Below are 25,449 nucleotides of genomic sequence, written 5' to 3' on the forward strand. Positions count from 1 at the left end.
ACTCCTAATTCAGGTTATTTAACTTTTTTAAACATAGTCATGGATAGGGGCGGAACTGTTATTTCTAAAGCATAAGGCCAGGGGCAATGATTCCAATCTTTAGTTTTCACTTTTTGATTTACTACTCCACTACCACCATATTTAAGATCATCAGTATTCATAATTTCTTCATAAGTACCTGCTTCATTCACTCCTAACCAATAGTGATAGTAAACATCGGGTTTGAAGTTACACACTACCACTAAAACTTCGTGAGTGTTTTTGTCTCTACGCATAAAGGTAAGCATACTGCGTCCTGCGTCATGGCAATCAATCCATTGAAATCCGTCATGGGTGAAATCATCGGTATAAAGAGCGGGTTGACTGCGGTATAAGATATGTAAATCTTTGACTAATTGCTGTAGTTGGCGATGAGGTTGCCATTCTAATAACCACCAGTCGAGATCGAGAAAATATTTCCATTCCCGTCTTTGTCCTAATTCCATACCCATAAAGAGGGTTTTCTTACCGGGGTGAGCGAACATATAACCAAACAATAGGCGCATATTTGCCATTTGTTGCCATTCATCCCCCGGCATTTTTTGCCATAGGTGTCCTTTACCGTGGACTACTTCATCGTGAGAGAGGGATAACATAAAGTGTTCGGTAAAAGCGTACCACATACTAAATGTTAACTTATTGTGGAAGTTGGGGCGATCGTGGGGATGGGCAAGGAAATATTTTAAAGTGTCGTTCATCCAACCCATATTCCATTTATAATCAAAGCCTAAACCGCCGTATTTTGTTGGTTGTGAGACGTTTTCCCAGGTAGTGGATTCTTCAGCGATAGTTAAAACTCCGGGGTAGTTTTCTTTGATAGCGTTGTTTAATTGGCGAATAAAGTCGATTCCTTCGATGTTTTCTCTGCCTCCGTATTGGTTTCTTACCCAAACTTCTCTTTCATAGTCAAGGTAAAGCATGGAAGCCACTGCATCCACTCGAATGCCGTCTATGTGGTATTTTTCCAACCAGAATAAGGCACTGGCAATTAAGAAGTTACGGACTTCGTTACGTTCATAGTTAAATACTAATGTACCCCATTCTAAGTGTTCCCCTTTACGCCAGTCGGAATATTCATATAAATGTGTACCGTCAAAACGGGCTAATCCATGTTCATCTTTGGGAAAATGCCCCGGCACCCAGTCAATCAAAACCCCGATACCTTCTTGGTGGGCGCGATCAACGAAATACATAAAATCTTGAGGGCTTCCATAACGGGAAGTAGGGGCAAAAAAGCCGACTACTTGATAACCCCATGAACCATCGAAGGGATGTTCGGTAATGGGCATTAATTCAATGTGGGTATAGCCCATGTCTTTCACGTAGGGGATGAGGCGATCGGCTAATTCTCGGTAGGTTAAAAATCTTGCACCCTGTTTATCAGGTACTGGTACGATAACACCATTTTCGGGGGGATTTTCAATATTTTCGTGCATCCATGAGCCTAAATGGACTTCATATACAGAGATAGGTTTTTCGTAGGAGTGGTTTTCCTGTCTTTGAGTTAACCAAGTGCGATCGCCCCATGTATAGGATATATCTCTAACAATAGAAGCAGTGGCAGGGCGAATCTCTTGTTCAAAGCCATGGGGGTCTGTTTTAAAGCAATTATAACCATGATGATTTTTGACTGCATATTTATATTTTTCTCCTTCCTTCATTCCGGGCATAAATATTTCCCAAATGCCCATCATATTGCGTTTCATGTTGGTATGTTCTGCTTGCCAGTTATTAAAATCTCCCACTAAAGAGACATTTTGAGCATTGGGAGCCCATACAGCAAAATAAACCCCTGATTTACCATCTCTTTCAGTGAGATGAGCTCCTAACTGTTCATAAATTCGATAATGAGTTCCTTCGCCGAATAAGTATAGATCAACCTCACTAAACCAGTCTTGTTGCCTTGTTTGTGCCATAACCATATTGTTTTATAATTGCTTGATGAACTTAGGATAATTTGCGATTAATTTTATTATTTATTAATAATATTCATTTTTATTTTTTTTGCTATTTTTTCACTGTTAGCACTCAGTCAGCTTTTTCGTTGCTAATTCCTAATTCCTAACAAAAGAATTGTTTTATAGCTCAATGCCTGTTTCTTTGAATAATTCCACCATATCTTTCGCCATTAATTTGTCTTCGCATAACATGGATAAACAACGTTTGGCAAAGTAGTCATCATTTTGAATCTTTTTGACTAAAAATTCTTTAATGGTAGTGGGATTAACTTTTTGAGGGACATATAATTTTTCAATATCTTTAGGATTACGGGGAATAAATAGTTTTCTTTCTTCAACTGCTTCATCTTCATAAATAACCTCTTTACTTACCCATTCCCAATCAACCCGTTGAATCCACATTTTTTCATCGGTGTAAATAGAGTTGATATTAAGGGTTAAATCATCGGTGACATACCAGTAAGTTTCTGAATCATCATACATCGCTCCTTCTAAACTATTGGGTATGGTAATATGACGACCAGAAAAAGTACGAATATTTACATTGGCGTTTTCAGTGGTACGGTAAGCCAATTTTAAACGAAGGTAAAGCCCTTCTTTTTCATATTTATTTTTGCGAGGCAATATATTACGGAAACAAATTGCCGCACCAGCCCCATAAATCTCAATTAATCCTGCTTCTCGATCTAAATACCAATTATCTCCATAAATTGCCGCATTTACTGCTAATGCTGTACCTTTTTGCCCTAACACATCTGTTTCTTCTGTGTAGTAAGGACGAGGCATAACGGTTTTGCGGACTAAGGGGAAAAATTCTCGTTTTAGTTCCATGTTTAATCTATATCGTTACTAACGTGATAATTGGGTCTAGTTTAAGTTTTGATTAATGGTATTTTTCAAATCTGGTGTCATATATAATCTGTTAAGGTCTTAGTGTCAAGAGAATTAAGAATGTTTAAGTTTGAATACGATTCTCATAAAAGTCAATCAAATGCAAAAAAGCATGGTATGGATTTTGTTGAAGCACAACAGTTGTGGCAAGACGAAGACTTACTTGAAATACCTACCAAAACAGAAACTGAACCAAAATGGATTGTAATTGCTAAACTAAAACAGAAACATTGGACTGCCGTAATTACTTATCGAGGAGATATTGTACCCATTATTTCAGTCCGTAGAGCAAAAAGTAAAGAGATAAAATTGTATGAAAGCGAAAGAATTTGACCATAAATTTGACCAAGGAGAAGATATAACCCCCTAATTAGACTTAACTCAAACTAAACGCCCCCTAAAACAACTCACGCTGTCATTACAACAAAAACAATCCTTTAAATATTGAACTACCTCAATGGATGATTCAACAACTAAACCAACAGGCACAAAAACAGGGTATTAATACCAATTTTTTAATACAAAACTACTTATTACAACACTTAACACCTTCTATTTAATTTATTTATCTCTACTTTTCCTTGAGAATTTCTAGGGATTTCTGTGACACAATACCAGATTTTAGGGATTTTATAATTACTTATTTCCCCTCTTAATTTTGCTTTTATTTGTTCTGGTTTAATCCCTTTATTTTTTGGTACATAAAAAGATGCGATCGCATCTCCCCAATAAGGATCTTTTTCAGCTTTAATTACTACATCTTGAACTAAATTAGTGTTGAGAATTGCCTTTTCTATTTCTTGGGGAAAAACATTTTCTCCTCCCGTAATAATTTTTTGACTATTTCTACCTAAAATACATAAAAATCCTTCCTGATCAAAATAACCAACATCATCAGTAAGGTAAATTTCTTTTTCTTCATAGTGAGGATAATAACCTTTAAATAAAGATGTTGCTTTAATAGCAATAATATTCTGTTGATAAGTTGAGTATTGTAAAAATCCCTTTTGCCTAACCTCATCAATATCTTTTGTTTTTTCACTGGATATAATATTTGCATGGGGTAAAACTTGACCACTACTATTATTATTGTTAGTAAAATATTCAGGTTTTAAAATTGTAATTCCCGACGCAGTTTCCGTCATTCCATAGGTTAAAGCAAGAGGTAAATTATATGTCCTTGCTAAATTAATTTGTTGAGGAGAAATGGATGCACCACCGACTAAAATAGTTTTAAACTGTTGCAGAAAGAAAGGGTTTTTATCTAAGAAAAATTGTAATTGAGTTGGCACTAAAGAAATAAAATAATCTTGATAATTTACGATGCTTTGATGGTTATTTTTTAAATAATTAAAAGTATTAAAAACGAAATCTCCTTCACTAATAAAACTGCGAACAACCTGCATCAAACCACTAACATGATAAAGGGGTAAACAGCAGAAAGAATTAATAGGAAGATTACCAAAAAATTGATAGAAACTTAGGGCAGAATTAGTTAAGGTTTCCCAAGTGTGGATCGCAAATTTTATTTGTCCAGATGTTCCTCCTGTGGGGATCATTATTCCCTTCAATCGGGTTTGTTTTTTTTGTTTATTTCGACTAAATTTATAATTGATTTTACCAAAAATAAGATCAGGAGTAACTATTTTTTCTACTTGTTGCCATTCTTGTTTACCCCAATTAGGATTAACTAAAAATAAACTAACATTACTATTTATACAAGCAAAAAAAGCCGAAACAAAATTGCAAAAATCATTTTCTCCTAAAAAGATAATTATATTTTCTTCTTGATTAAACTTATTAATAATAGATAAATATTTTTCAAATAGTCTTTGCTCAAACAATTTAGCCCCTCTTAACTTTAAGTATTATTCAATTGTCTTTTAAAAAAGTGTTAGCTTAAATAAAAACTATGGTTTTTCAGAGTGTGGTTATGATAAATTATGTCTTAAAAAGGTTTCAGGTGGCAGGTAGCAGGTGTCAGGGTGTTTAGGGGATGGGGAGATGATGGGATGAGGGGAGAGGGTGAAGTAGGGGCGAATGGCCATTCGCCCGTACAGGGTTTCAGGTTTTAGAAGAAAGTAATGAGTAACGAGTAATTATCAACTATTCACTATTCACTATTTACCTTTCCCCTTTTTCCTTTTTCAACGAACAATTTATCACGACGAGAAGTAATAGAGCCATTATTTAAAAATCTCCTGTTACCTATCAGCTTTCCTCGTTGCCTAGCTTAATTTTCTTAATTTTTAAATTCTTTAATCCATGTCTTTATCTCGCATCATCACAATTATTGTCGGTATTAGTGCTATTTTTGGCTTAATGTTATGGCTAATTAGTAGCTTATCGAGACTTTATAGTGAAATTGCATGGACTAGCCCATTTTTAGCCAATTTTTTAGTATTTATTCTCATTGTTTTACTGATTTGCTTTATTGTTCTTTTTATCTACTATTTAGGTGTCACCCCCAACAGCAAAGGGAAGGGTAAACGAAAAAGAAGAAAAATATTACCTGCTTTGCCTTCTGAAAAAAATGAAATTGCGTCAGAAACAATTAAGGCAGTTAAAAAACAGGTAGCACAAATACAAGATGAAGTTGCCCAAAAAGCCCTTTTAGCTAAGTCTCAAGCTATTGAAGCTAGTTTAACTCAAGGAAACCTAAAAGTGGTAGTATTCGGTACAGGAAGTGCGGGAAAAACTTCTTTGGTTAATGCTTTAATGGGGGAAATGGTGGGAGATGTTCAAGCTAGTATGGGTACAACGACAGAGGGGGTTACTTATACTCTGAAATTACCTAATCTTAACCGAGAAATTGCGATCGTTGATACTCCGGGCATTTTGGAAATGGGAGCGCCGGGAGAAATTCGGGAACAATTAGCAAGGGAATTAGCAACTTCGGCGGATTTATTAATTTTTGTGTGTGATAACGATTTAAGGGCGTCAGAATTTAAACCTCTGGAGGCTTTAGCTAGTATCGGGAAGCGATCGCTTCTTGTTTTTAATAAGATAGACTTATACTCAGAGGAGGAACAAGAAATTATCTTAAACCAACTGCGAGAAAGAGTAAAAAGTTTTATTCCCTCAGTAGATGTATTAAAAGCCTGTGCGAATCCTCAACCCGTGCAGTTTTCCGAAAGTGAAATTATACAACCAGAAATAGAAATAATCGGGGTAATCAAGCGCTTAGCGGCAATTTGTCGAGCCGAAGGAGATGACTTATTAGCAGATAATATTCTGTTACAATCTCAACGATTAGGAGAAGAAGCTCGAAAATTAATTAGTCAACAACGTAGTCGAGAAGCCGATAAAATTATCGCCCGTTATCAATGGATTGGGGCAGGGGTAATTGCTTGTACTCCTTTACCTGTAGTGGATATGTTAGCAACGGCCGCAGTAAACGCACAAATGGTAGTAGAAATTGGACAAGTTTATGGTTGTGAGTTAAATAGTGATACAGGACGAGATTTAGCCCTTTCTTTAGGAAAAACATTGGTTAGTTTAGGAGTCGTAAAAGGGGCGGTGGAATTAGTAGCAAAAGCCCTCCAATTTACGGCGGCTACTTACGTTATTGGGAAGGTTATTCAGGCAATTAGTGCCGCTTATCTAACTCGCATTGCGGGAAAAAGTTTTGTGGAATATTTCAGTCATGATCAAGATTGGGGAGACGGCGGAATTACAGAAGTTGTGCAACGACAATTTAAGTTGAGTCGCAAGGATGAATTTATTAAAGCCTTTGTGCAAGATGCTATTACCCGTGTCATTGAACCAATTAAAGATACTTTAGATTATGGTAATGAGGAAGAAGAGAGTAACGATATTTATTTTGATGATAATGATGATTGGAGTAACGAATCAAGCAAGATTGATCAATGGTAGATAATTATCAAGTGAACTCAGTATAGAATTGTCGGTTAAGATAGGTGAACGGGTTTATGAAAGAGGTGTCAGGGTGTTTAGGGGATGGGAGGATTAGGAGGAAATGAGTTCTGAGTTCAGGGGAAATGAGGTGATGGAGGGAAATAAGTAATGATTAATGAGTGTTCAGAGTTTTTAATTCTTAATTTTTAATTCTTAATTCTTAGTTGTGGCGGTTTCCGATTTTTCCATTAGAATTATCGCATATATAAATAAAACTTGTCGGATTTTTGTACAATGAAAAGAAAATCATTGCGATTAATTGACAGTTTTCCTTTTCTCTCAGGGGTACTAGGAATTACTGCTACAGTTATAACTTCATTTTCTCTGTTCTATCCCACAGTAGCTCAAAATGTTTCAACAGAAATTAAGATTGTTGCAGGAGATGAGTCGGGAGAATATTATGCGGCGGCAAAAGATATTGAAAAGTTAGCCCAAGAAAATAATCTTGATATAGATATTATTGCGACAAAAGGGGCTTTACAAAATATTGATGATGTTTTCCGCTATAACAGTGTTAGCCTTGGACTAACTCAGAGTGATATTCTTGCTTTTTACAACACCTTTGCCAATGATAATGAAGAAATACGTCGCAAAGCTGAAAGTTTAAGAATAGTTTTGCCTCTTTATGAAGAAGAAGTTCATCTTATCACCCGTAAAGATATTAAGTCGGTGGAAGATTTGGAGGGAAAGATAGTTTCTATCGGGGATGAAAATAGCGGTACTAGCACAACCGCTACAACTTTACTTTTTCAATGGGGTGTTAATCCTCAAGAGTTGTTGACTTATGATGTGAAGCGTAGTATTGATGCTCTGCGAAATGGAGAAATTGATGCGATGTTTTATGTGGTGGGAGTTCCTGCAAAGGTTTTAACAGAACAAATTTTGAAGGAAGATAATTTTCAGATTTTACCTATCAGTTTAGCTATAAATGAAGATGATGATTTTTTCTCTCGTTTATATTCTCCTGTTACTCTCCCCGCTAATACTTATGAGTGGCAATCGGAGGAAGTTCAAACTCTTGCGGTTCAATCATTATTGTTTACTGTAGAAAATGATGGTTGTGAACAAGTATCTCCTGTGGCTTCTTTAATTAAGGATAATTTATCCTGGTTACAGGCAAATGGTAGTCCAATTTGGAAAAAAGTGGATTTAAAACTATTTCATGATGAAACCCCAGAAAGAATGTCTCAGTGTGTTAGTCAATAAAAAGGAGAAATTAAAAATGAAGCATTGGTATAAGTTAGCTTTAATTAGCGTCATTAGCTGTGGATTTTTTGCTCAAGCAACTCCTGCATCCGCAGAAAGTCGTCTTACCTGTGAGTCTTACAAAGGACGTTATAAATTTTGTGATGCCGACACCAGAGGGGGAGTTAAGTTAATTCGCCAATTGAGTCGAACGGAGTGCCGTCAAGGAAGTACATGGGGTTATGATCGTAATGGTATTTGGGTCGATCGCGGTTGTAGTGCTGAATTTGCCGTCAGAGGAAGAGGGGATAATTACAACAATAATAATAATAGTAGTGGAGATAATACGGCGGCAATTATTGGTGGTGTTTTAGCTGTAGGTGCGATCGCAGCAGCCATAGCCAGTAGTTCTGACAATAACAATTATGATGGGGGTAATACTATTACCTGTAATTCTGATCGAGGAAATTATACCCGTTGTGGTGCGGATATTCGTAGAGGCGATCGTGTTGTGATGAGACGACAACTTAGTAATTCTGGATGTTGGGAAGGAAGTACATGGGGTTACGATAGAAATGGCATTTGGGTTGATCAAGGATGTCGTGGGGTTTTTGAAATTAGAAGACGATAATTCAATGAATAATGGATAAGATAGAGGTTTCATCAGGAGTCAGAGTGTTAGGACATTGGGGTATTGGAGCATTAGGGGGAAGTTGATTAAACACTATTGCCTATTGCCTTATCTAAATTGTTAATTACTAATTAAAATCTATTCACTATTCACCTTTGCCCTCCCCCCTCGAGAGGGGGGATAAAGGGGGGTTTGCTCTTTTCTCCATCATTCATGGATGAAAATTTATCCCGAACTCAGGTTACTTTCATTAGACTTCTCCAAAAAATATTTTTTATTGGCTCGTAGTAAGGGCTTCAGCCCTCGTTTTAGCAATTAATGGAGATGTCTATTTAGATTAATTTATAGTCTTCCAAAGTAGAACTTTAGATGGAACCGAGATGATAAATAATGAGTCTATATCAAGTGTTCTGAGTTATCTTTTTCTTTATTTTGATAATAGGCGTTACTTAATAATGGTATGAAATGTACTGAAATTATGTAAAAAATTGAGACATCAAAATATTATCACTATTACCTATTCCTCATTCTCCCCCCAACCTCACTTAAATGAGCTAAAGTCAGCAACGCCTGATAATATATTCATGTCTTAAGAATTCTCCTCTTTATCAAAATATCCAACTCAGATTAGCTTATGACTTAGATTATTGGTTTTTAGTAATTAGGTTTCTTATTTTTTTTATCTCACACTCATGACTCAAATTTATAGTGCTTTTACTTTATTTACCAGTTTATTAGTTGAGGCGATGCCCTTTTTGTTAATGGGGGTATTGTTATCTAGTAGTTTAATTCTTTTTTTTGATGAAGGTAATTTAATTAAAAGAATCCCCAATCATCCTTTTTTGGGTTCGATAATTGGCAGTTTATTCGGTTTTTTCTTTCCTGTATGCGAGTGTGGCAACATTCCCGTTGCCCGTCGTTTACTGTTACAAGGTTTACCTACCTCCGTTGCAATTTCTTTTCTTCTTGCCGCCCCTACTATCAATCCTATCGTTTTATGGTCAACTTATGTCGCTTTTAGAGGACAACCTGAAGTTTTTTGGTTAAGGATAATCTTTTCTTTGACTATTGCCATTGCGGTAGGGTGTATTTTCAGTTTACAAAAAGATCCTCGACCTCTATTGAAACCATTGTTAGCAAAGCGTTTGACTGTTATTTTTGAGCAAATGGAAGCCAAAAAATCCCTTCAAACATCTCCCTCTCAACCAGAATACAGTCTTTTACAATCTGGTAGCTTTCTTCTTTCACCTCAAGGGCAGACAGTCAAAATGGATCAAACTTTGTTGAAATCCCCTGTTAATCCAAAAAGTCAAGTTAGTAAGTCTTACAAGTGGAATTTATTTATTAGCAATGTTACGAACGAACTCAGAGAATTAGGCGGTGTGTTAATATTAGGAAGTGCGATCGCAGCTTCAATACAAGTCTTTGTCCCCAGAGAGATTATTTTGAATTTAGGACAAGATACCATCACTTCTATTATCTCCATGATGATTTTAGCCGCCGTTGTTTCTATTTGTTCTACGGTTGATTCATTTTTTGTGCTATCTTTTGCCTCTACTTTTACCACCGCTTCTTTAGTTGCATTTCTGGTTTTTGGACCTATGATTGATATAAAAGCGATCGGCTTAATGTTATCTATTTTTAAACCAAGAATGATTGTTTATTTAATGGTAATTGTTGCTCAATTAACTTTTATATTAACTCTCTCCTATAACTATCTATTCTAATTTTTATTATTAAAACCATGATTAATCACCTACTAAATAATAAAAAACAATGGTTTAATGTTATAGATATAATAGCTATTTTTTCTTGGTCAATATTATTGTTTAAATATTGGATAACAGGACAGCTTTATTTATTAATTCACCCTAACTATTTTTTATTAGTACTTATTAGTAGTATTATTTTATTGTTACTATCTATAGCGAAGATATATCAAGTATTTATTTATCATCAAAAAAATCCCAATTTTGAACAATTAGCAAATAGTCAACACAGCAACCTACTACCCAAAGGATGGGGAAGTAGCCTATTGATAGCCGTTGCGGTTTTAGGTTTGATTATCAATCCAATGGTGTTAAATAGCCAAACTGCAATGCAAAGAGGCGTAACAGATACCTTACCTCCCACAACCCTGCAAACTCAATCTTTTCTTAATCAAATTCCCCCTGAAAAGCGCTCTTTGATAGAATGGGTTAGAACCTTGAATGTATATCCTGAGCCAGATAATTATATCGGTCAATCTGCTAACATAACGGGATTCGTGGTACATTTAGATCATCTTCCTGATAACTATATTTATCTTTCTCGCTTTGTCTTGACCTGTTGTGCGGTGGATGCTTACCCCGTGGGGATTTTGGTAGAACTACCCGATTCTCGCAATGAATTTCCTCCTGATAGTTGGTTAGAAGTTCAAGGTTTGATGAATACTGTCACTTTACCCGCCTTAGAAGTAACCGAAAATAAATTAGTCAAGGAAAAGAGACAATTAGTTTTACAAGCAAAAATGGTAAAAACAATTCCGACTCCTTCTAATCCTTATGCTTATTAGTTTGTTCATCAGGGCTAGAAAGAAAGGAAAATATGGGTTCTGAGTTATTAATTATTCACTATTAATCATTGCCTTCCCCCCTCTCGAGGGGGGATAAAGGGGGGTTTGCCCTTTTCTTAATTGTCAATTTCTAATTGAAATAACCTTTACATCGCCAAAAAAATTTTATATTTAATTAGGTTTATTATGGTAAATTTAACAGAAACTCAAAGCCGAAAAGATGATCATATTCGTATTTGCTTAGATGAAAAAGTACAAGTAAACCAAATTACAAATGGCTTAGAAAAATATCAATTTACCCATGTTTGTTTACCAGAATTAGACTATCAAGAAATAGACATTAATACCACTTTTTTAAACCGTCAATTAAATACTCCTTTGTTAATATCTTCTATGACAGGAGGCACGGAAAACGCCCAATTAATTAACCAAAGATTGGCTAGGATTGCCCAAAAATATGGTTTACCAATGGGTATTGGTTCAGGACGTGTTATTATTGAAAAACCAGAAATCGCTTCTACCTTTCAAGTACGTGATAATGCCCCAGATATAATGTTATTAGCCAATTTGGGGGCTGTACAACTTAATTATGGTTATAACTGGCAAGAATGCTTAAAATTAGTGGAAATTTTAGAAGCAGATGCTTTAATTCTCCATTTCAACCCCTTACAAGAATGTATCCAACCTGAAGGAGACACCAATTTCAAAGACTTATTAACAAAAATTGAGCAAGTATGTGATAAATTACCCATACCCGTTATTGCCAAAGAAGTGGGTAACGGTATATCCGTAAAAATGGCGGAAAAACTTATTAATGCAGGTATTCAGGCTATTGATGTAGCTGGTATGGGTGGGACATCATGGGCGATGGTAGAGAGTGAAAGGGCGAAAAATCCCCTTCAGAAAGAATTAGGTAAAACCTTTGCTAATTGGGGTATTCCCACGGCTGACTGCGTTAGAGACATTCGGCAACAATATTCCGAGATACCCCTAATCGCTTCGGGAGGTATTCGTAATGGTTTAGAAGTGGCTAAAATGTTGGCTTTAGGTGCGGACGTGGTGGGTTTAGCTTATCCTTTTCTTAAAACGGCTATGACTTCAGAAGAAGCTATTGAGGAGTTAGTAAAACTAATAATTGCGGAGATAAAAACAGTACTTTTCTGTACAGGAAATAAGAATATAAATTCTTTAAAAACTTCCCAAAACTTAACGATTAATAATTAAAAATTAAAATGGCTCTATCACTTTGAGTATGTAAATTATTAGTTAGGGTAAGCTGAAAGGCAAGAGGCAATAGGGGATTATTAAATAATAATTTATAAACTTTTAGTTTTTTTTTACTATAAACACTATTCACTATTCACTATTCACTATTCACCTTTGCCCTTTGCCCTTTTCTCCATCATTCATAGATCAAAATTTATCCAGAATTCAGGGTAAAATAGATTACTATTTGGTGTTATTCCCTTCTGTGACTGATGTTTATAGCTGATTTATTCGCCTTTTTGTTTTTTAAGTCTCCTCAATCAGATTCTTTTCCCGTTATTAGGTGGCATGAGGCAAAGATTTTTCAAATTCAGACCCAATCAGATCCTCAAGTGCAGATTATAGTCGATCAGTATCTCAATAATTTGGCAAATCAGGGATTAATCAAAGATCAACAAGGGGTTTGGATTCAGTCTAATTGGTCGATCGAAGCTGATAATCGAGGTAAAATACCCGCCCCCGCCGCTTCTCTAACTAAAGTTGCCACCACGATCGCATCTTTACAAACATGGGATTTAGATCATCGTTTTGTCACTAATATTTTCACTACAGGAAAAATCAATAATGGTACTTTAGAAGGGGATTTAATTGTTGAGGCTGGAGGAGATCCTTTATTTGTCTGGGAAGAAGCGATCGCCCTTGCAAATAGATTACAGGATTTAGGTATCAATAACATTACAGGGGATTTGATTTTAGTGGGTAATTGGCAGATGAATTATCAAGAAAACCCCTTAAAATCGGGAGAAATGTTAAAACAAGCATTTAACAGCGATAATTGGTCTTATGTCATCGAAAAACAATATCAAGAGATTCAAAACTTCCAAAAACGTCCCAAAATTAGTATTCAAGGGGGAGTAAAAGTTTTTTCCCAGAAGCCAGATCATTCCCAGTTAATCTTAACTCATCAATCTTTAACCCTCAGAGAAATTCTGCGTTTAATGAATGTTTATAGTAACAATAAAATCGCTGAATCTCTTGCTCAACAGATAGGAGGGGGAGAAAAAATCGCCCAAATTGTGTCTCAAGTGGCTAATGTGCCTCAAGAGGAAATTTTATTGCAAAACGGCTCTGGATTGGGAGTTGATAACCGTATTTCTCCCCGTGCTGTCGCCAGAATGTTTATGGCATTAGATACCCTTCTTGAAAAAACTAATTACAACTTAGGAGATTTATTTCCAGTATCAGGAGTGGACAATAAAGGTACGATCGAAGCTCGAAATATTCCCTTTGGTATCCCCTGTAAAACAGGCTCTTTAGCCGTAGTTAGTGCCTTAGCAGGAGTTATTCAAACATCTGAGAGGGAAAAAGTTTATTTTGCCATTGTTAACTATGGAAATGGCTTAGATAACTTGCGTAATCAACAGGATGTTTTATTACAAAATTTGCACAACCATTGGACTATTGAACCCTTAAAACCAAATTCTGATATTGAAGTTAAATTTGGCTATCTTCGTTAAGTGCTCTCATCCATTCCCGATCTAAACTAAAAACTATAGCTTAGTTCACTAACACCTATTCTTATGCCGAACTGAGGTTATATTATAATAAATGTTAAAGATTTCTTAACAAAGGTAAATTATAATTATGTCAGTATTGGCAGCGATCGCCGTTTTAGGAATATTAATAGTAGTACATGAATTAGGACATTTTGGTGCGGCTAGATTACAGGGAATTCACGTTAATAAGTTTTCTATTGGTTTTGGACCAGTTTTGGCTAAATATGACGGTAAAGAAACAGAATATGCCCTCAGAGCATTTCCGTTAGGGGGTTATGTAGGTTTTCCAGATGATGATCCTGATAGTAAAATCCCTTTAGATGATCCCAATTTATTACGAAATCGTCCAGTGTTCGATCGTGCTATTGTTATTAGTGCAGGGGTTATCGCAAATCTGATTTTTGCCTATCTCTTATTAGTAGGACAAGTTGCTACCGTCGGTGTTCAGGATTTTAATTATCAACAAGGTGTCTTAATTCCTGAAATTCTCACGGAAATAGAATCTCCAGCCCAAAAAGCAGGGTTGAAAAGTGGTGATGTAGTTTTAGCCATCGATAATCAAACTTTACCTACTCAAGAAGATGCGATCGATATTTTACGACAAACCATCCAGAAATCACCCAATCAAACCCTTAACTTTACAATTAAAAGAGGAGAAGAAACCCTATCTTTACCTATAATCCCCGAATTGGGAGAAAATGGGCAAGGAAAAATAGGAGTAATGTTAGCACCTAATGGAGAAATTATAAAACGCCGTCCTCAAAATATAATTGAACCATTTACCCTTGCCGCCGAACAATTTGAACGCTATACAACGTTAACAGTTCAAGGATTTGGACAATTAATCACCAATTTTCAAGAAAATGCCCGTCAGGTGGCGGGGCCTGTTGCCATTGTTGCAGTAGGAGCAGAATTAGCAAAAAATGATCTAGGTAATCTTTTCCAATTTGGAGCATTAATTAGCATCAACTTAGCCATTATCAACATCTTACCTTTACCTGCCCTCGATGGAGGACAACTAGCATTTTTAGTAGTAGAAGGAATCACAGGGAAACCCTTACCCAATAAATTACAAGAAGGTATTATGCAAACGGGCCTAGTATTACTTTTAGGTTTAGGAGTTTTCTTAATCTTAAGAGACACTGCAAATCTCGCTTTCTTCCAACAATTATTGCCTGAATAAAAAAGTAAAAATACTGTGTATTTTATTAGGAATTAGGAACACTTATAGCTCTATCAGTGTGAGTATGTAAATTATTAGTTAGGGTAGGCAACAGGCAAGAGGCAATAAGGGATTATTAAATAATAATTTATAAACTTTTAGTTTTTATTTAACTATAAACACTATTTTATAAAGGTTATAGAAGTCCTGTTTCTCTTAATTTATCATAACCACATTCTGAAGAACCTTATTTATTACTTAATACTCAAAAAAATACTCAAAAAATTATAATGAAATAGCTTCACCCTGATAGAAGTTTTTTTCGATCTTCTCAAGAATATCAAGATTATAAGCAAATTATTTAATCAAATTCAATCAGAGTAAAATTAAGATTCGTGAAACTTAAGGTAAAATTCTTTAAATAAGTAAGCCTCTTTTGTAATAGGATCATAAGACTATACTCTGAATTTAACAGGATCTTGAGAAGCGTTAATAGTGGGAATAAAAGATAGTAACCAACCTGAATTAAGATAAATTGGATTATTGAAATAATCAGCAACATCTGGACGTGGTAAATTAACTTGTGTCTCCTTAACTATTTTATTATCATCACCCATAGTAATTAATACTTTTTTCCCTTTACTTTTATCTGGGTTAATCGCCCATCCTGTTAATACAATTTCTTGATTTTCCACTAACTCAAAAACAGAATTTTTAATTTCACTTTGATTAATAGAATCAACATTACCTAAATCACTGCTATGACTACAAATAAAATTGATCTTATTTGCTTTTTTTTGTAATATATTTAGATTAAAATTTGGGGATTCAGAATTAAAAGGAATTACATATAATTTATTTTTATTAAAGTAATTTGCATATCGTTCCGCAAAAACATTAAATCCTTCTTCTTTGTCACAAGAAGGATAAAACCCATCATCTAAATATGTCCTTCCCACATAATGTGTTAATATTGTCGTATAAATAGCTATTGGCTGATCAGAGTTAAGATTTTCTTGCCAGTTTTGAGTATTACTAGCAACAATATTACTTAAGTTATTTAGGTCTTGTTTGAGATATTTGAATTGTAAATTAATTAAAAGAATAAAAGTTAAAGAAAAAGTAATAAGTAGATTAATAGAATTATTTAGTATTGATTTGAATCTAAATTTCTTTGATTTATAAGATAAATTTGAAGCAATTATTAATGCAATAATAACTAGTAATAATCCGATCAATGCAGACTTAAAACTTAACTGTCTAGGCAAAGAACTTAGACCAAATTTATAATAGCAAGATAATGTAATAACAAACTGAGTAACAAAAAGGGGTAAAATTGATATAAAACAGGCATTTTTGGTAATAACATTAAACTTAATTTGTACTCGATAAAAGATTAGAATAAGCAAAAGCAAAAAAGCCAACTTATAAAAAATAGAATATGTAAAAGAAAAAAAAATTAACTTGAGCTTCTCCTGACACATCATTTAAAAAAAATATTTCTCTAAAAAATTGTATAAAGGAACTACTTAAACTATTTTGAAAATTTCCTTTTAATGGGGATTCAATTTGAGCTAATTCAACAACTTCAAGTCTATTTGATTTAAGCAAAAATAAAATATATAAAGAAAGGGAAAACGGGATTAAATTAGCTATCGATAATGTCCAACGACTAAAAGTATGTAAACTATGAAAAGGAAGATCATAAAATCTAGTTGAAATAGTAGTTAATATCAAGGAGAAAAATAAACACGTACTAAAAAGTAGTTGGTAAATTGCTCCCATTTCCCATGAAGATGATGTGATAACACCGAAGATAATTAAATATAAAAGATAAAACCGAGAAATACTAATGGAATTACTTTGATTAATAAAAAAATTGAGATTAAATATTATTCCTGCCAAAGTTGAAACATAAGGAACAGAAATTACTGACTCATAAAACATAGAGCCCGGATTTTGACTCAAGAGAAAATAATTTAACAGAACAAATGTAATAAAAAGTGGGATTAATAATTTTATGTAAACATCTTGTCGGACTAAACTATGTTTTTTCAGAGTTTCCTTGATAAACAAAAAAATAGAACTTATTAAAAAAAGCCATGTGATAAGATTAATCCCTCCTGTTAACGGTTTACCAAGAAAAGGAACTAATCGATAATATACATATAAAACAATTTCGGAAAAAAACCTTGGACTCCAAAAGAAAATTCTGTTAGATAAACCATGAAAGTTCTCTGTCTGATAAAGTTTAGCGATAAAGTAGTCATCAATACCCCATGATGAGGCCATAAGCAATATGAATGAGGGAATCAGAATAAAACCAGAGGTTAATGTTAATAGTAAGATAACTTTTTCTGACTTTCTTTTATGTACCGTTGATGATGTGTTCAATGTATTATGGGAAAAACAAAATTGGTTAATGATGGGAAATTATATATCATAGTCTTGTAATATAATTATTTCTTTTTTTAGTATTGCCACACTTCTTCCTGAAGTGAAATAAGAGGCGAGATTTCACATGGCAAAAGTTTAAAAAACGACTCTTTCTCCATAGAAATTTAATCATTATCTATTATTTAAAGTTGAATTATTTATTATTTATCCTGATTCTAAACTTTATAATTTCTAATCATTGCTTTTTATCTATCGTTGTCCATCCTAAAAGAAGAAAAATTGTTACAGAGTTTGAAGTTATATATCAGAAAAGGTGACAGAGATTATATACTGCGTTTAAGTAAACTGACTTAAGAAATCATTAATAACAACTCGCTAAGGAGTATTTTTTATGTCCCATAGTGTAAAAATTTACGATACTTGTATTGGTTGTACTCAATGTGTTCGTGCTTGTCCCCTTGATGTATTAGAAATGGTACCTTGGGATGGCTGTAAAGCTGGACAAATTGCGTCTTCTCCTCGTACTGAGGATTGTGTAGGTTGCAAACGTTGTGAAACTGCTTGTCCTACCGACTTTTTAAGTATCCGTGTTTATTTAGGTGCAGAAACCACTCGCAGTATGGGTCTAGCCTACTAATAAATAAATATATCAAAATCACCACTGTTGTCTTTTTTTTTGACGGCAGTTGGTTTTTTTTTGCTTAAATATTTTTTTATAATCATTAACCAAATTTTATTATGAGTCAGAAAAAAGTTATTTTTACAGAGAATGCTCCTTTTCCCCTCGGTCCTTATAGTCAAGCCATCTCAGCTACAGGGGAATTAATTTTTCTTGCGGGGCAAATTCCCTTAAATCCGGAAACAGGAGAAATTGTTGGAGAGGGAGACATAAAGGCACAAACTAGACAAGTGATGAAAAATATTGAAGCCATCTTAATCGAAAGTGGTGTTAATTGGTCTAATGTTGTTAAAACAGGAGTTTTTCTCAGTGATTTAACTAATTTTGTCCCAATGAATGAAGTTTATGCTGAATATTTTAAAGAACAACCTCCCGCTCGTGCTTGTGTAGAAGTTTCTCGCTTACCCAAGGATGTTTTAGTAGAAATTGAGTGTATTGCCGTAAGATAACAATAAATCAGAAAATATTTATCTTGTTGACGTAAGACTCCCATTAAATAAAGAATTTGAGTAGAATTACCGTAGGTGGCGGTAGGAAAAGGGCAAACCCCTCTGTGTCTCCCCTTTTAAGGGGAGAAGAGGAACAGAGAAAAGTATTCGTAATTAATATAAACTACGATTAAAATGGTTTTAAATACATTTTTTCTCAATTTAATAATTGTTTCAGAGAAATTTTGTCAAATACAAGTCTCCACTCTTTATTTTTCAATTGGGACTTGTTGAAGATTGCTAATAATTTCTGACACCCTTTCTTTCAATTGTTGGCTGGTTTGAGAATCTAAGAAACTAAGCCTAAATCTTCTTGCTAGTATATCTTCTGGTTTTTGAGCCATTTCATAGCGGTAAACATAAACAACTTCTGCCGTAATAAAAGGATATTTGGGGGTCAATCTCTCAACGCCTAATTCTTTTGTTATTTCCTGAATTATCAAACTTCTTGAACCGTAGTAATTGATTAAATGACTTCTTATCTGCTCATCATCAACATTAGTGGCTAATTGTTTGTCTAATTCATTTCTGTCAAAGTCTTTCCCCCCCACAACAGGAATTAAAGATAGAGATGAATTGGCAGTGGAAGAAAAAGATAATTGATTAAACACCTTATTAATAGTATCTTTTGCCATTTTGCGGAAAGTAGTCCATTTTCCGCCAGTGATAGTAATTAAACCAGATTTAGAGGTTATTATAGTGTGATCTCGTGATAATTTTGCTGTGGATTTAGCCGCCGCATGGGTAGGGGAAACTAATGGTCGTAACCCACACCACGCAGACAATACATCTTCTCGTTTGACAGTTTTGTCTAAAAATTGATTCGTATATTTAAGTAGATATTGAATTTCGGCTTCGGTGGCTTGAGGATTATCTTCTACTTTTGCTGGTTCATCTGTTGTGCCAATTAAAGTAAAACCTCGCCAAGGTACGATGAAAATAACCCTACCATCTTCAGTCTTAGGTATCAATAATGCACCTTCTCCGGGAGCAAAAGATTTATTTATAACTATATGCACTCCAGAACTAACTTTCAACAATTTTTCTGTGGTGGGTTGATCTAATTCCCTAATAGAATCAGTATAAGGACCAGTGGCATTAACAATGATTTGAGCTTTTATTTCAAAGGTTTCTTGGGTTAAAGTATCTTTCACTCTAACTCCTCTACATTTTTCTCCTTCTTTGATAATTTCCGTAACTTCTACATAATTTGCGATCGCAGCTCCACATTCAATAGCTGTCATAGCAACTTCTACATTCAAACGAGCATCATCAAATTGACCATCATAATACATGACACTACCAATCATCCCCTCTGTATTGAGAGTGGGGAATAGCTCTAAAGTTTGTTTGAGACTCAATAACTTGCTTCTACCTAAACTTTGTTTTCCAGATAAAAAATCATACATTAATAGCCCAGAAAAATAATAAGGCATTTGCCAAAACTGATAAAGAGGAATAATCAGAGGTAGGGGCTTTGCTAAATGTGGAGCCATTTGAATGACATTTTTTCTCTCTGCTAAAGCATCTCGTACCAAATTAAATTGATTCCAATCAAATTTTTTGAAAGCCTGTTCTAAATAACGCACTCCCCCATGAAGTAATTTAGTGCTTTTACTACTTGTACCTTGTGCAAAGTCAAAACGCTCTACCAAACCAGTCTTTAAGCCTCTTCTTGTAGCCTCTAACGCCGATCCAACACCCGTTGCACCACCGCCAATAATCAGACAGTCAAACTCTTGTTGCTTTAATTTTTTGATTTGGGCTTGTCTTTCGATTAGCTGTGTTTTCATGATAATACAATTCTGATCGTCTCTTTCAGTATAAGCTAAGACTCATTTAACTTACATTTTTAATTCATTTCTTACTCGATTATCTGGTGTTGCAAAATTTAGTTATGATTAAAATACTAATCTCTAAACCACTCATTTTTCTATTTACTTATGCTTCGCTATGCTTATTTTCCCGGATGTGTTGCTCAAGGGGCTTGTCATGAGTTACATCAATCTACTATAGCCATATCTCAGGCTTTAGATATTGAATTAATCGAATTAAAAAAAGCGGCTTGTTGTGGCTCTGGAACTTACAAAGAAGACTCACAGTTATTAGAAGATACTGTAAATGCAAGAAATATTGCCCTTGCAGAATCGCTAAATTTACCTTTGCTTACCCACTGTAGTACTTGTCAGGGAGTAATTGGTCATGTGGATGAGAGATTAAAAGAAGCAAAAGAAAATGATGTGGAATATTTTAACCAAGTCAATGGTTTTTTAAAGAAAGAAAATTGCTCACCTTATCAAGGTACAACAGAAGTAAAACATATTTTATGGGCTTTAATTAGTGATTATGGTTTAGATGCACTACAAGCAAAAGTGGTCAAATCCCTTAAAGGTTTAAAGTGTGCCGCTTTTTATGGTTGTTACTTATTAAGGGCTCAAAAACATCTTCCTTTTGATAATCCTTTCAATCCTCAATCATTAGAACAAGTATTTTCAGTATTAGGGGCAACTCCTGTATTTTATGAGGGTAGAATCAAATGTTGTGGTTGGCCTCTTTCTAGCTATGCCACAGAACAATCTTTTAAAATGGCAGGAAAGAATCTTTTGGATGCAATCAACAATGGTGCAGACTGTATTGTAACTCCTTGTCCTTTATGTCACCTTAATCTCGATTCTCGTCAACCAGAAGTTGCGAAAGTTATACAAAAAAAATTAGATTTACCGATTTTACATTTACCCCAATTAGTTGGTTTAGCTTTAGGCATTGAGCCTGAAAAGTTGGGTCTGAATAATCATGTGGTTTCCACCGCAAAAGTTTTACATTTATTGGGATATTGATATAAAATTAACAAAATGGTGTTGCCGAATTAAGGTTTAATTAAAAGATACGATCGCACTTATTAATTTCAAATATCAACAGTTTTTACTGTTTCCTATTCTCTTCCTTCACCAGTGCATTTTTGGCTAGATGCAAGCAAAATCTGAGTGAAACCTGACACCTTTTTCTAAACTCCGAACTTTGAACTCAAGAAAAAATTGGTTGCCATTGTTGTATCTCTTGGAAAAGAGTTTCATAGCCTTTAACATTTGGATGTAGCCCATCTGGTGACATTTGAGATTTTCGCCAGTTTTCACCTCGACTCATCCATAAATCGAAGGTATCAAGGTAAGGTATATTTCTTAGTTGACAGGCTTGTTTCGTTATTTCTTTATAGTGATATTGGTCTCTAAGATTGAAGTAAAAACAGTCGAGAAAGGGCATTTTATCCTCATCAACGGGAATCATGCCGACAAACATGACAGGAGCTAATTCTTGGGCTTGATCTAACAAGCTATTTATCTCTACACTAAACTGCTCGTAACTGGTTTGATTTCGTCCTTGATTATGTCCCAAACGAGGGGTATCATTGACCCCGACAGACATTATTATTAGGTCAGGATATTTATTTCTGATTTCTCCTCGGTAGCTAAATTCTAGGCTTAATCTTTTTTTTACTTGAGAAGTGCGATCGCCTCTTATACCCAAATTATACAATACATGATCTTGAGGACTATTCATCCAGTGACGGCGCAATCTTTCTACCCATCCTCCCCCTTCTTTATCTCCATAACCATATACCAAACTATCTCCAATGGCAATAATGCGCAATGGTTGTGAAGACAGTACCTGATTATTCAGAGTCAAGTTATCAAGTGTTTGCATTTTGTCAATTAGTAATCTATTCAATTAGTAAGCTAGTTTGAGTCTAATTTTGCTGGTTAGCTTAGGGAAGAGAAACCCCCCTTTATCCCCCCTCGAGAGGGGGGAGGGGAAAAGGGAAAAGGTTTTTTAAAATATTCAAACCATGATATTTTTCAATGTCGTCGATAGTTAATTTTTAATTCTTAATTTTTAAGGCTCTTCTAAAGTAGTCATAATAAATTATTAGAAAATAACTGTTATAAACCTTATAATATATGGGACAAATTATAACGAAAATGTATTTTTTATAAATTAAAAGTTTGTATTTGACCTGACACCTGACACCTGCAACCTGACACCTTTTCCTAAGCAATAATTGACACGACGAGAAGTAAGAGAGCCATTCTTAATTTATTTACCGTTGTTTTAATAGTAATAGAGTAAGGTCATCTTCGATTTTTTGCAAACCAATAAACCTTTTTACATCATCAATAATAATATCTCTTATTTGCTCACAACTTAAACTCCAATTTTCACTCACAACCTGACACAAACGCTCAATACCGTATTGATTTTTATTAACATCCCTTGCTTCAGTGATACCATCTGTATAAAGCACTATACCATCTCCTTTATCTAAAGTAATTTTGTGATAATTTATAAACTCTTTTATATCTTCATCAATACCGATAGGTAAACCTAAATCAATAGTATCAATTAACTCTATTTCTCCATGATTTCTCACAATAATTATTTCCTCATGTTGTCCAGCGATACAAACTTCTCCCTGACAATAATTAATAATAGCTAATGATAAATTTTTTTCTGACTTCATTCGACGAACATTAAAAAAAATCGCCCGATTTAATATGTCTAAAAAGTCAATAGGATTTGTATCTCCTAAATGTTTTAAAGTGCATATTGCCGCCTGAGTCATTACCATTAAAATACCACTTTCTAAACCATGACCAGTGACATCTCCTATGCCAATAGTGACACTATTATCATCCGCTAAAATATCGTAATAATCTCCTCCTAATTCGTCAGTAGGTTCACTATAACCCGCAATATCTAAACAATGTATTTTTTCCAATTCCTCTTTTTTTGGTAGAATTAATTGTTGCATTTGATGGAGTAATTTTAGTTTGCCTGTTAGTTGCAAATTTTCAGAGCATAATCGTTGATTTAGTAAGGTAATTTCTTCATTGGCTTGGGCAAGTTCGTGAGTTCTGATTTGTACTATTTGCTCTAAATTTTTCTCTAATTTTTTTCTTTCTGTAATTTCTGTTTGAATAGATAAATATTGTAAGATATTTCCCTTTTCATCAGTTAAAGGAACAATAGTTGTATCTACCCAATAAAAACGATTATTTTTAGTTTTATTTTTTATTTCTCCTCTCCAAACTTTTCCCTGAGAAATCGTTGTCCATAATTGATGATAAAATTCTTGACTATGACAACCTGATTTTAATTTTTTTGTTTTTGTGCCGATTAATTCTTCATAAGAATAACCGGATACTTCTACTAATTTATCATTACTATAAATAATAATTCCTTCTGGGTCTGTTATCGTAACAATAGCGGATTGATCTATAGCATACTTTAGATTAGAAACGTCTTGTAAAGATTTATTGAGGTTATTAAAAATAGACTCTAACATCTCACTCATGTGATTAAAATATTGTGCTAAAGAGTCTAATTCTTGTATTCCTTGAGAGGGAATTTTTTGATTAAATTTGCCTTGGGATATTTTTTGAGACGCATTTTTTAGGTTAATAATTGGTTGAATAATTACTTTGGATGTGATTAAACCGCTTATGGTTGCAATAATAATAGCCAAGATAGATAAACTTAGACTAACACGGGTATTTGCTCGAATAAATCCTGTGAAATCTGATTCGGGAATAACTAAAACAATCAGCCAATCAATACCTTCTTGATTATTAAAGGGAATGACATCTATTAATATTTTTTCTTGATTAATAGCTAAATCTATAACCAAGCTATTTTCTAATGATTTAGAGAATAAATTTTTTTTCTTTAAATATTCTGCTATATTGCGAATATAAGGATTGTTGTTAGTAGTGGCAGGGGTAAATAAAAATCTTTCTTCTTCTTCTAATGTACCTTGAGAAAATTTAACCGAATCTGCAATTAATCTACCTTTTCTATCAAGAATAAAAGCCGCTCCTGTTTTACCTACTTTTAATTGATTTAAAAATAAACTCAATTCTCCCAAGCGAATATTATTAGTTAAAACACCGATAAATTCTTGATCTGAATTATAAATTACTCGACTACTAGCAATAACTAATTGATTGGTTAATTTGGTTTGATAAATATTCTGCCAACCGCTTGGATTGTTTTTGACTGTTTCTTGATACCATGAACTTTCACGTGGGTCAAACTCGCTGTTTTTTTCAATACTAAGGGTTTTTAAAATATCACCTTTGGCATTAATCAAATATGTCGATAATTGATTTGATTGCCCCTCTTTTTGTTCTAAAATAACTAAGTGAAAATCCCCTGATGGTTGGCGAGAAACTTCTACATAGCTACCATCTTGACGGGCAAATCCAATAATATTAGCGGTATTATTCCAGCGATATTGGTAAACAAAAAACCTTCCTAATTCTTGCAAATTATTAATTAATGAAGGATTAAAAATAATATTATTATTATTTACTTGATTGAGATGATTTCCTTCTTCTAAATAACCATTTATATTACTATCAATACGCAATATTATCTCTTGTTGTAGATTATTCGTTATTTCTTGCAGGGCTTTTTGAGAACTACGATAAGATAAATAGCTAACTACTCCTAAAACGATAAGTATTTGACACACAAAAGGAAACACAAGCAGCGATCGCAGATTTGTTCGACAATTAAGCTGATTGAATAACCTAAGCATAGTAAGGAATTTTTAATTAGGAGTTAATTAGGACAAGGCAATAGGCAATAATTAAGAATTAAGAATTAAGAATTAAAAATTAAGAATTAAAAACCCCGAACACTTATTACTAATTTATCACGAATACTTATTACTAATTTATTATTTATTACTTGTTTCCCCCTTTCCCCTCATCACCTCATCCCCCCAT

The 25,449-nt window shown here is 34.1% G+C and carries 21 protein-coding genes; 13 read left to right on the top strand and 8 right to left on the bottom strand.

Going from position 1 to position 25,449, the window contains the following annotated elements; translation table 11 throughout:
• Positions 1-14: 14 nt before the first annotated feature.
• A complete protein-coding gene (gene glgB / locus CYAN10605_RS01655; protein ID WP_015218202.1) occupies positions 15-1,961 on the bottom strand; it encodes a 1,4-alpha-glucan branching protein GlgB in 1,947 nt (648 codons plus the stop codon).
• Positions 1,962-2,117: 156 nt separating this feature from the next.
• On the bottom strand, positions 2,118-2,828 hold the full coding sequence (locus CYAN10605_RS01660; protein ID WP_015218203.1) for a hypothetical protein: 711 nt from the start codon (positions 2,826-2,828) through the stop codon (positions 2,118-2,120).
• Positions 2,829-2,948: 120 nt separating this feature from the next.
• Here CYAN10605_RS01660 and CYAN10605_RS01665 point away from each other — a divergent pair, with 120 nt between their 5' ends.
• Positions 2,949-3,221: a BrnT family toxin gene (locus tag CYAN10605_RS01665; protein WP_041922399.1), complete on the top strand. Its 273-nt coding sequence runs from the start codon at positions 2,949-2,951 to the stop codon at positions 3,219-3,221.
• Between the two features lie 209 nt (positions 3,222-3,430).
• Here the strand turns inward: CYAN10605_RS01665 and CYAN10605_RS01670 are convergent, their stop codons facing one another.
• Positions 3,431-4,732 (bottom strand): AMP-binding protein, encoded by a 1,302-nt coding sequence (locus tag CYAN10605_RS01670; protein ID WP_015218205.1) that lies wholly within the window; start codon positions 4,730-4,732, stop codon positions 3,431-3,433.
• Positions 4,733-5,153: 421 nt separating this feature from the next.
• Between CYAN10605_RS01670 and CYAN10605_RS01675 the strand changes: the two genes are divergently transcribed.
• The 8 genes from CYAN10605_RS01675 to rseP all read left to right on the top strand — a co-directional run bounded on the left by CYAN10605_RS01675 (position 5,154) and on the right by rseP (position 15,121).
• Entirely contained in the window at positions 5,154-6,764 is a 1,611-nt protein-coding gene (locus CYAN10605_RS01675; protein ID WP_015218206.1) for a YcjF family protein, read from the top strand.
• A 276-nt stretch (positions 6,765-7,040) separates the two neighbouring features.
• Positions 7,041-8,012 (top strand): TAXI family TRAP transporter solute-binding subunit, encoded by a 972-nt coding sequence (locus CYAN10605_RS01680; RefSeq protein ID WP_015218207.1) that lies wholly within the window; start codon positions 7,041-7,043, stop codon positions 8,010-8,012.
• 16 nt (positions 8,013-8,028) lie between these two features.
• Positions 8,029-8,622 carry a DUF3011 domain-containing protein gene (locus CYAN10605_RS01685; RefSeq protein ID WP_041922603.1) on the top strand — a complete coding sequence of 198 codons (594 nt, stop codon included), beginning with the start codon at positions 8,029-8,031 and terminating at the stop codon, positions 8,620-8,622.
• Positions 8,623-9,314: 692 nt separating this feature from the next.
• Positions 9,315-10,349, top strand: a complete 1,035-nt coding sequence (locus CYAN10605_RS01690) for a permease (protein WP_015218209.1) — start codon at positions 9,315-9,317, stop codon at positions 10,347-10,349.
• 17 nt (positions 10,350-10,366) lie between these two features.
• Entirely contained in the window at positions 10,367-11,176 is an 810-nt protein-coding gene (locus tag CYAN10605_RS01695; protein WP_015218210.1) for a TIGR03943 family putative permease subunit, read from the top strand.
• A gap of 186 nt (positions 11,177-11,362) precedes the next feature.
• On the top strand, positions 11,363-12,400 hold the full coding sequence (fni, locus tag CYAN10605_RS01700; protein WP_015218211.1) for a type 2 isopentenyl-diphosphate Delta-isomerase: 1,038 nt from the start codon (positions 11,363-11,365) through the stop codon (positions 12,398-12,400).
• A 254-nt stretch (positions 12,401-12,654) separates the two neighbouring features.
• Positions 12,655-13,899 carry a D-alanyl-D-alanine carboxypeptidase gene (locus CYAN10605_RS01705; protein WP_015218212.1) on the top strand — a complete coding sequence of 415 codons (1,245 nt, stop codon included), beginning with the start codon at positions 12,655-12,657 and terminating at the stop codon, positions 13,897-13,899.
• A gap of 127 nt (positions 13,900-14,026) precedes the next feature.
• Positions 14,027-15,121, top strand: a complete 1,095-nt coding sequence (gene rseP, locus CYAN10605_RS01710; RefSeq protein ID WP_015218213.1) for an RIP metalloprotease RseP — start codon at positions 14,027-14,029, stop codon at positions 15,119-15,121.
• Positions 15,122-15,555: 434 nt separating this feature from the next.
• Here the strand turns inward: rseP and CYAN10605_RS01715 are convergent, their stop codons facing one another.
• Both CYAN10605_RS01715 and CYAN10605_RS18740 read right to left on the bottom strand, forming a co-directional pair.
• Positions 15,556-16,338, bottom strand: coding sequence for a hypothetical protein (locus tag CYAN10605_RS01715; RefSeq protein WP_150108919.1), 783 nt, complete (start codon positions 16,336-16,338; stop codon positions 15,556-15,558).
• Between the two features lie 187 nt (positions 16,339-16,525).
• The gene (locus CYAN10605_RS18740; protein ID WP_155082486.1) at positions 16,526-17,068 is read right to left on the bottom strand and encodes a hypothetical protein; all 543 of its coding nucleotides are present in this window, start codon (positions 17,066-17,068) and stop codon (positions 16,526-16,528) included.
• A gap of 331 nt (positions 17,069-17,399) precedes the next feature.
• On the opposite strand from CYAN10605_RS18740, the gene CYAN10605_RS18745 reads away from it, so the two are divergent.
• The 3 genes from CYAN10605_RS18745 to CYAN10605_RS01730 all read left to right on the top strand — a co-directional run bounded on the left by CYAN10605_RS18745 (position 17,400) and on the right by CYAN10605_RS01730 (position 18,625).
• On the top strand, positions 17,400-17,546 hold the full coding sequence (locus tag CYAN10605_RS18745) for a hypothetical protein (protein ID WP_015218216.1): 147 nt from the start codon (positions 17,400-17,402) through the stop codon (positions 17,544-17,546).
• Between the two features lie 342 nt (positions 17,547-17,888).
• Positions 17,889-18,134 carry a photosystem I iron-sulfur center protein PsaC gene (psaC, locus tag CYAN10605_RS01725; RefSeq protein WP_012307203.1) on the top strand — a complete coding sequence of 82 codons (246 nt, stop codon included), beginning with the start codon at positions 17,889-17,891 and terminating at the stop codon, positions 18,132-18,134.
• Positions 18,135-18,235: 101 nt separating this feature from the next.
• A complete protein-coding gene (locus CYAN10605_RS01730; protein WP_015218217.1) occupies positions 18,236-18,625 on the top strand; it encodes a RidA family protein in 390 nt (129 codons plus the stop codon).
• 248 nt (positions 18,626-18,873) lie between these two features.
• Here CYAN10605_RS01730 and CYAN10605_RS01735 read toward each other — a convergent pair whose 3' ends face one another.
• The gene (locus CYAN10605_RS01735; RefSeq protein WP_015218218.1) at positions 18,874-20,457 is read right to left on the bottom strand and encodes a glycerol-3-phosphate dehydrogenase/oxidase; all 1,584 of its coding nucleotides are present in this window, start codon (positions 20,455-20,457) and stop codon (positions 18,874-18,876) included.
• Positions 20,458-20,607: 150 nt separating this feature from the next.
• Here CYAN10605_RS01735 and CYAN10605_RS01740 point away from each other — a divergent pair, with 150 nt between their 5' ends.
• Positions 20,608-21,501 carry a CoB--CoM heterodisulfide reductase iron-sulfur subunit B family protein gene (locus CYAN10605_RS01740; protein WP_015218219.1) on the top strand — a complete coding sequence of 298 codons (894 nt, stop codon included), beginning with the start codon at positions 20,608-20,610 and terminating at the stop codon, positions 21,499-21,501.
• 187 nt (positions 21,502-21,688) lie between these two features.
• Here CYAN10605_RS01740 and CYAN10605_RS01745 read toward each other — a convergent pair whose 3' ends face one another.
• Positions 21,689-22,366: a GDSL-type esterase/lipase family protein gene (locus tag CYAN10605_RS01745; RefSeq protein ID WP_015218220.1), complete on the bottom strand. Its 678-nt coding sequence runs from the start codon at positions 22,364-22,366 to the stop codon at positions 21,689-21,691.
• A 394-nt stretch (positions 22,367-22,760) separates the two neighbouring features.
• Positions 22,761-25,193, bottom strand: a complete 2,433-nt coding sequence (locus tag CYAN10605_RS01750; protein ID WP_241212792.1) for a SpoIIE family protein phosphatase — start codon at positions 25,191-25,193, stop codon at positions 22,761-22,763.
• Positions 25,194-25,449 lie beyond the last annotated feature (256 nt).

The sequence above is a fragment of the Cyanobacterium aponinum PCC 10605 genome, from assembly GCF_000317675.1.
Lineage (GTDB): Bacteria > Cyanobacteriota > Cyanobacteriia > Cyanobacteriales > Cyanobacteriaceae > PCC-10605.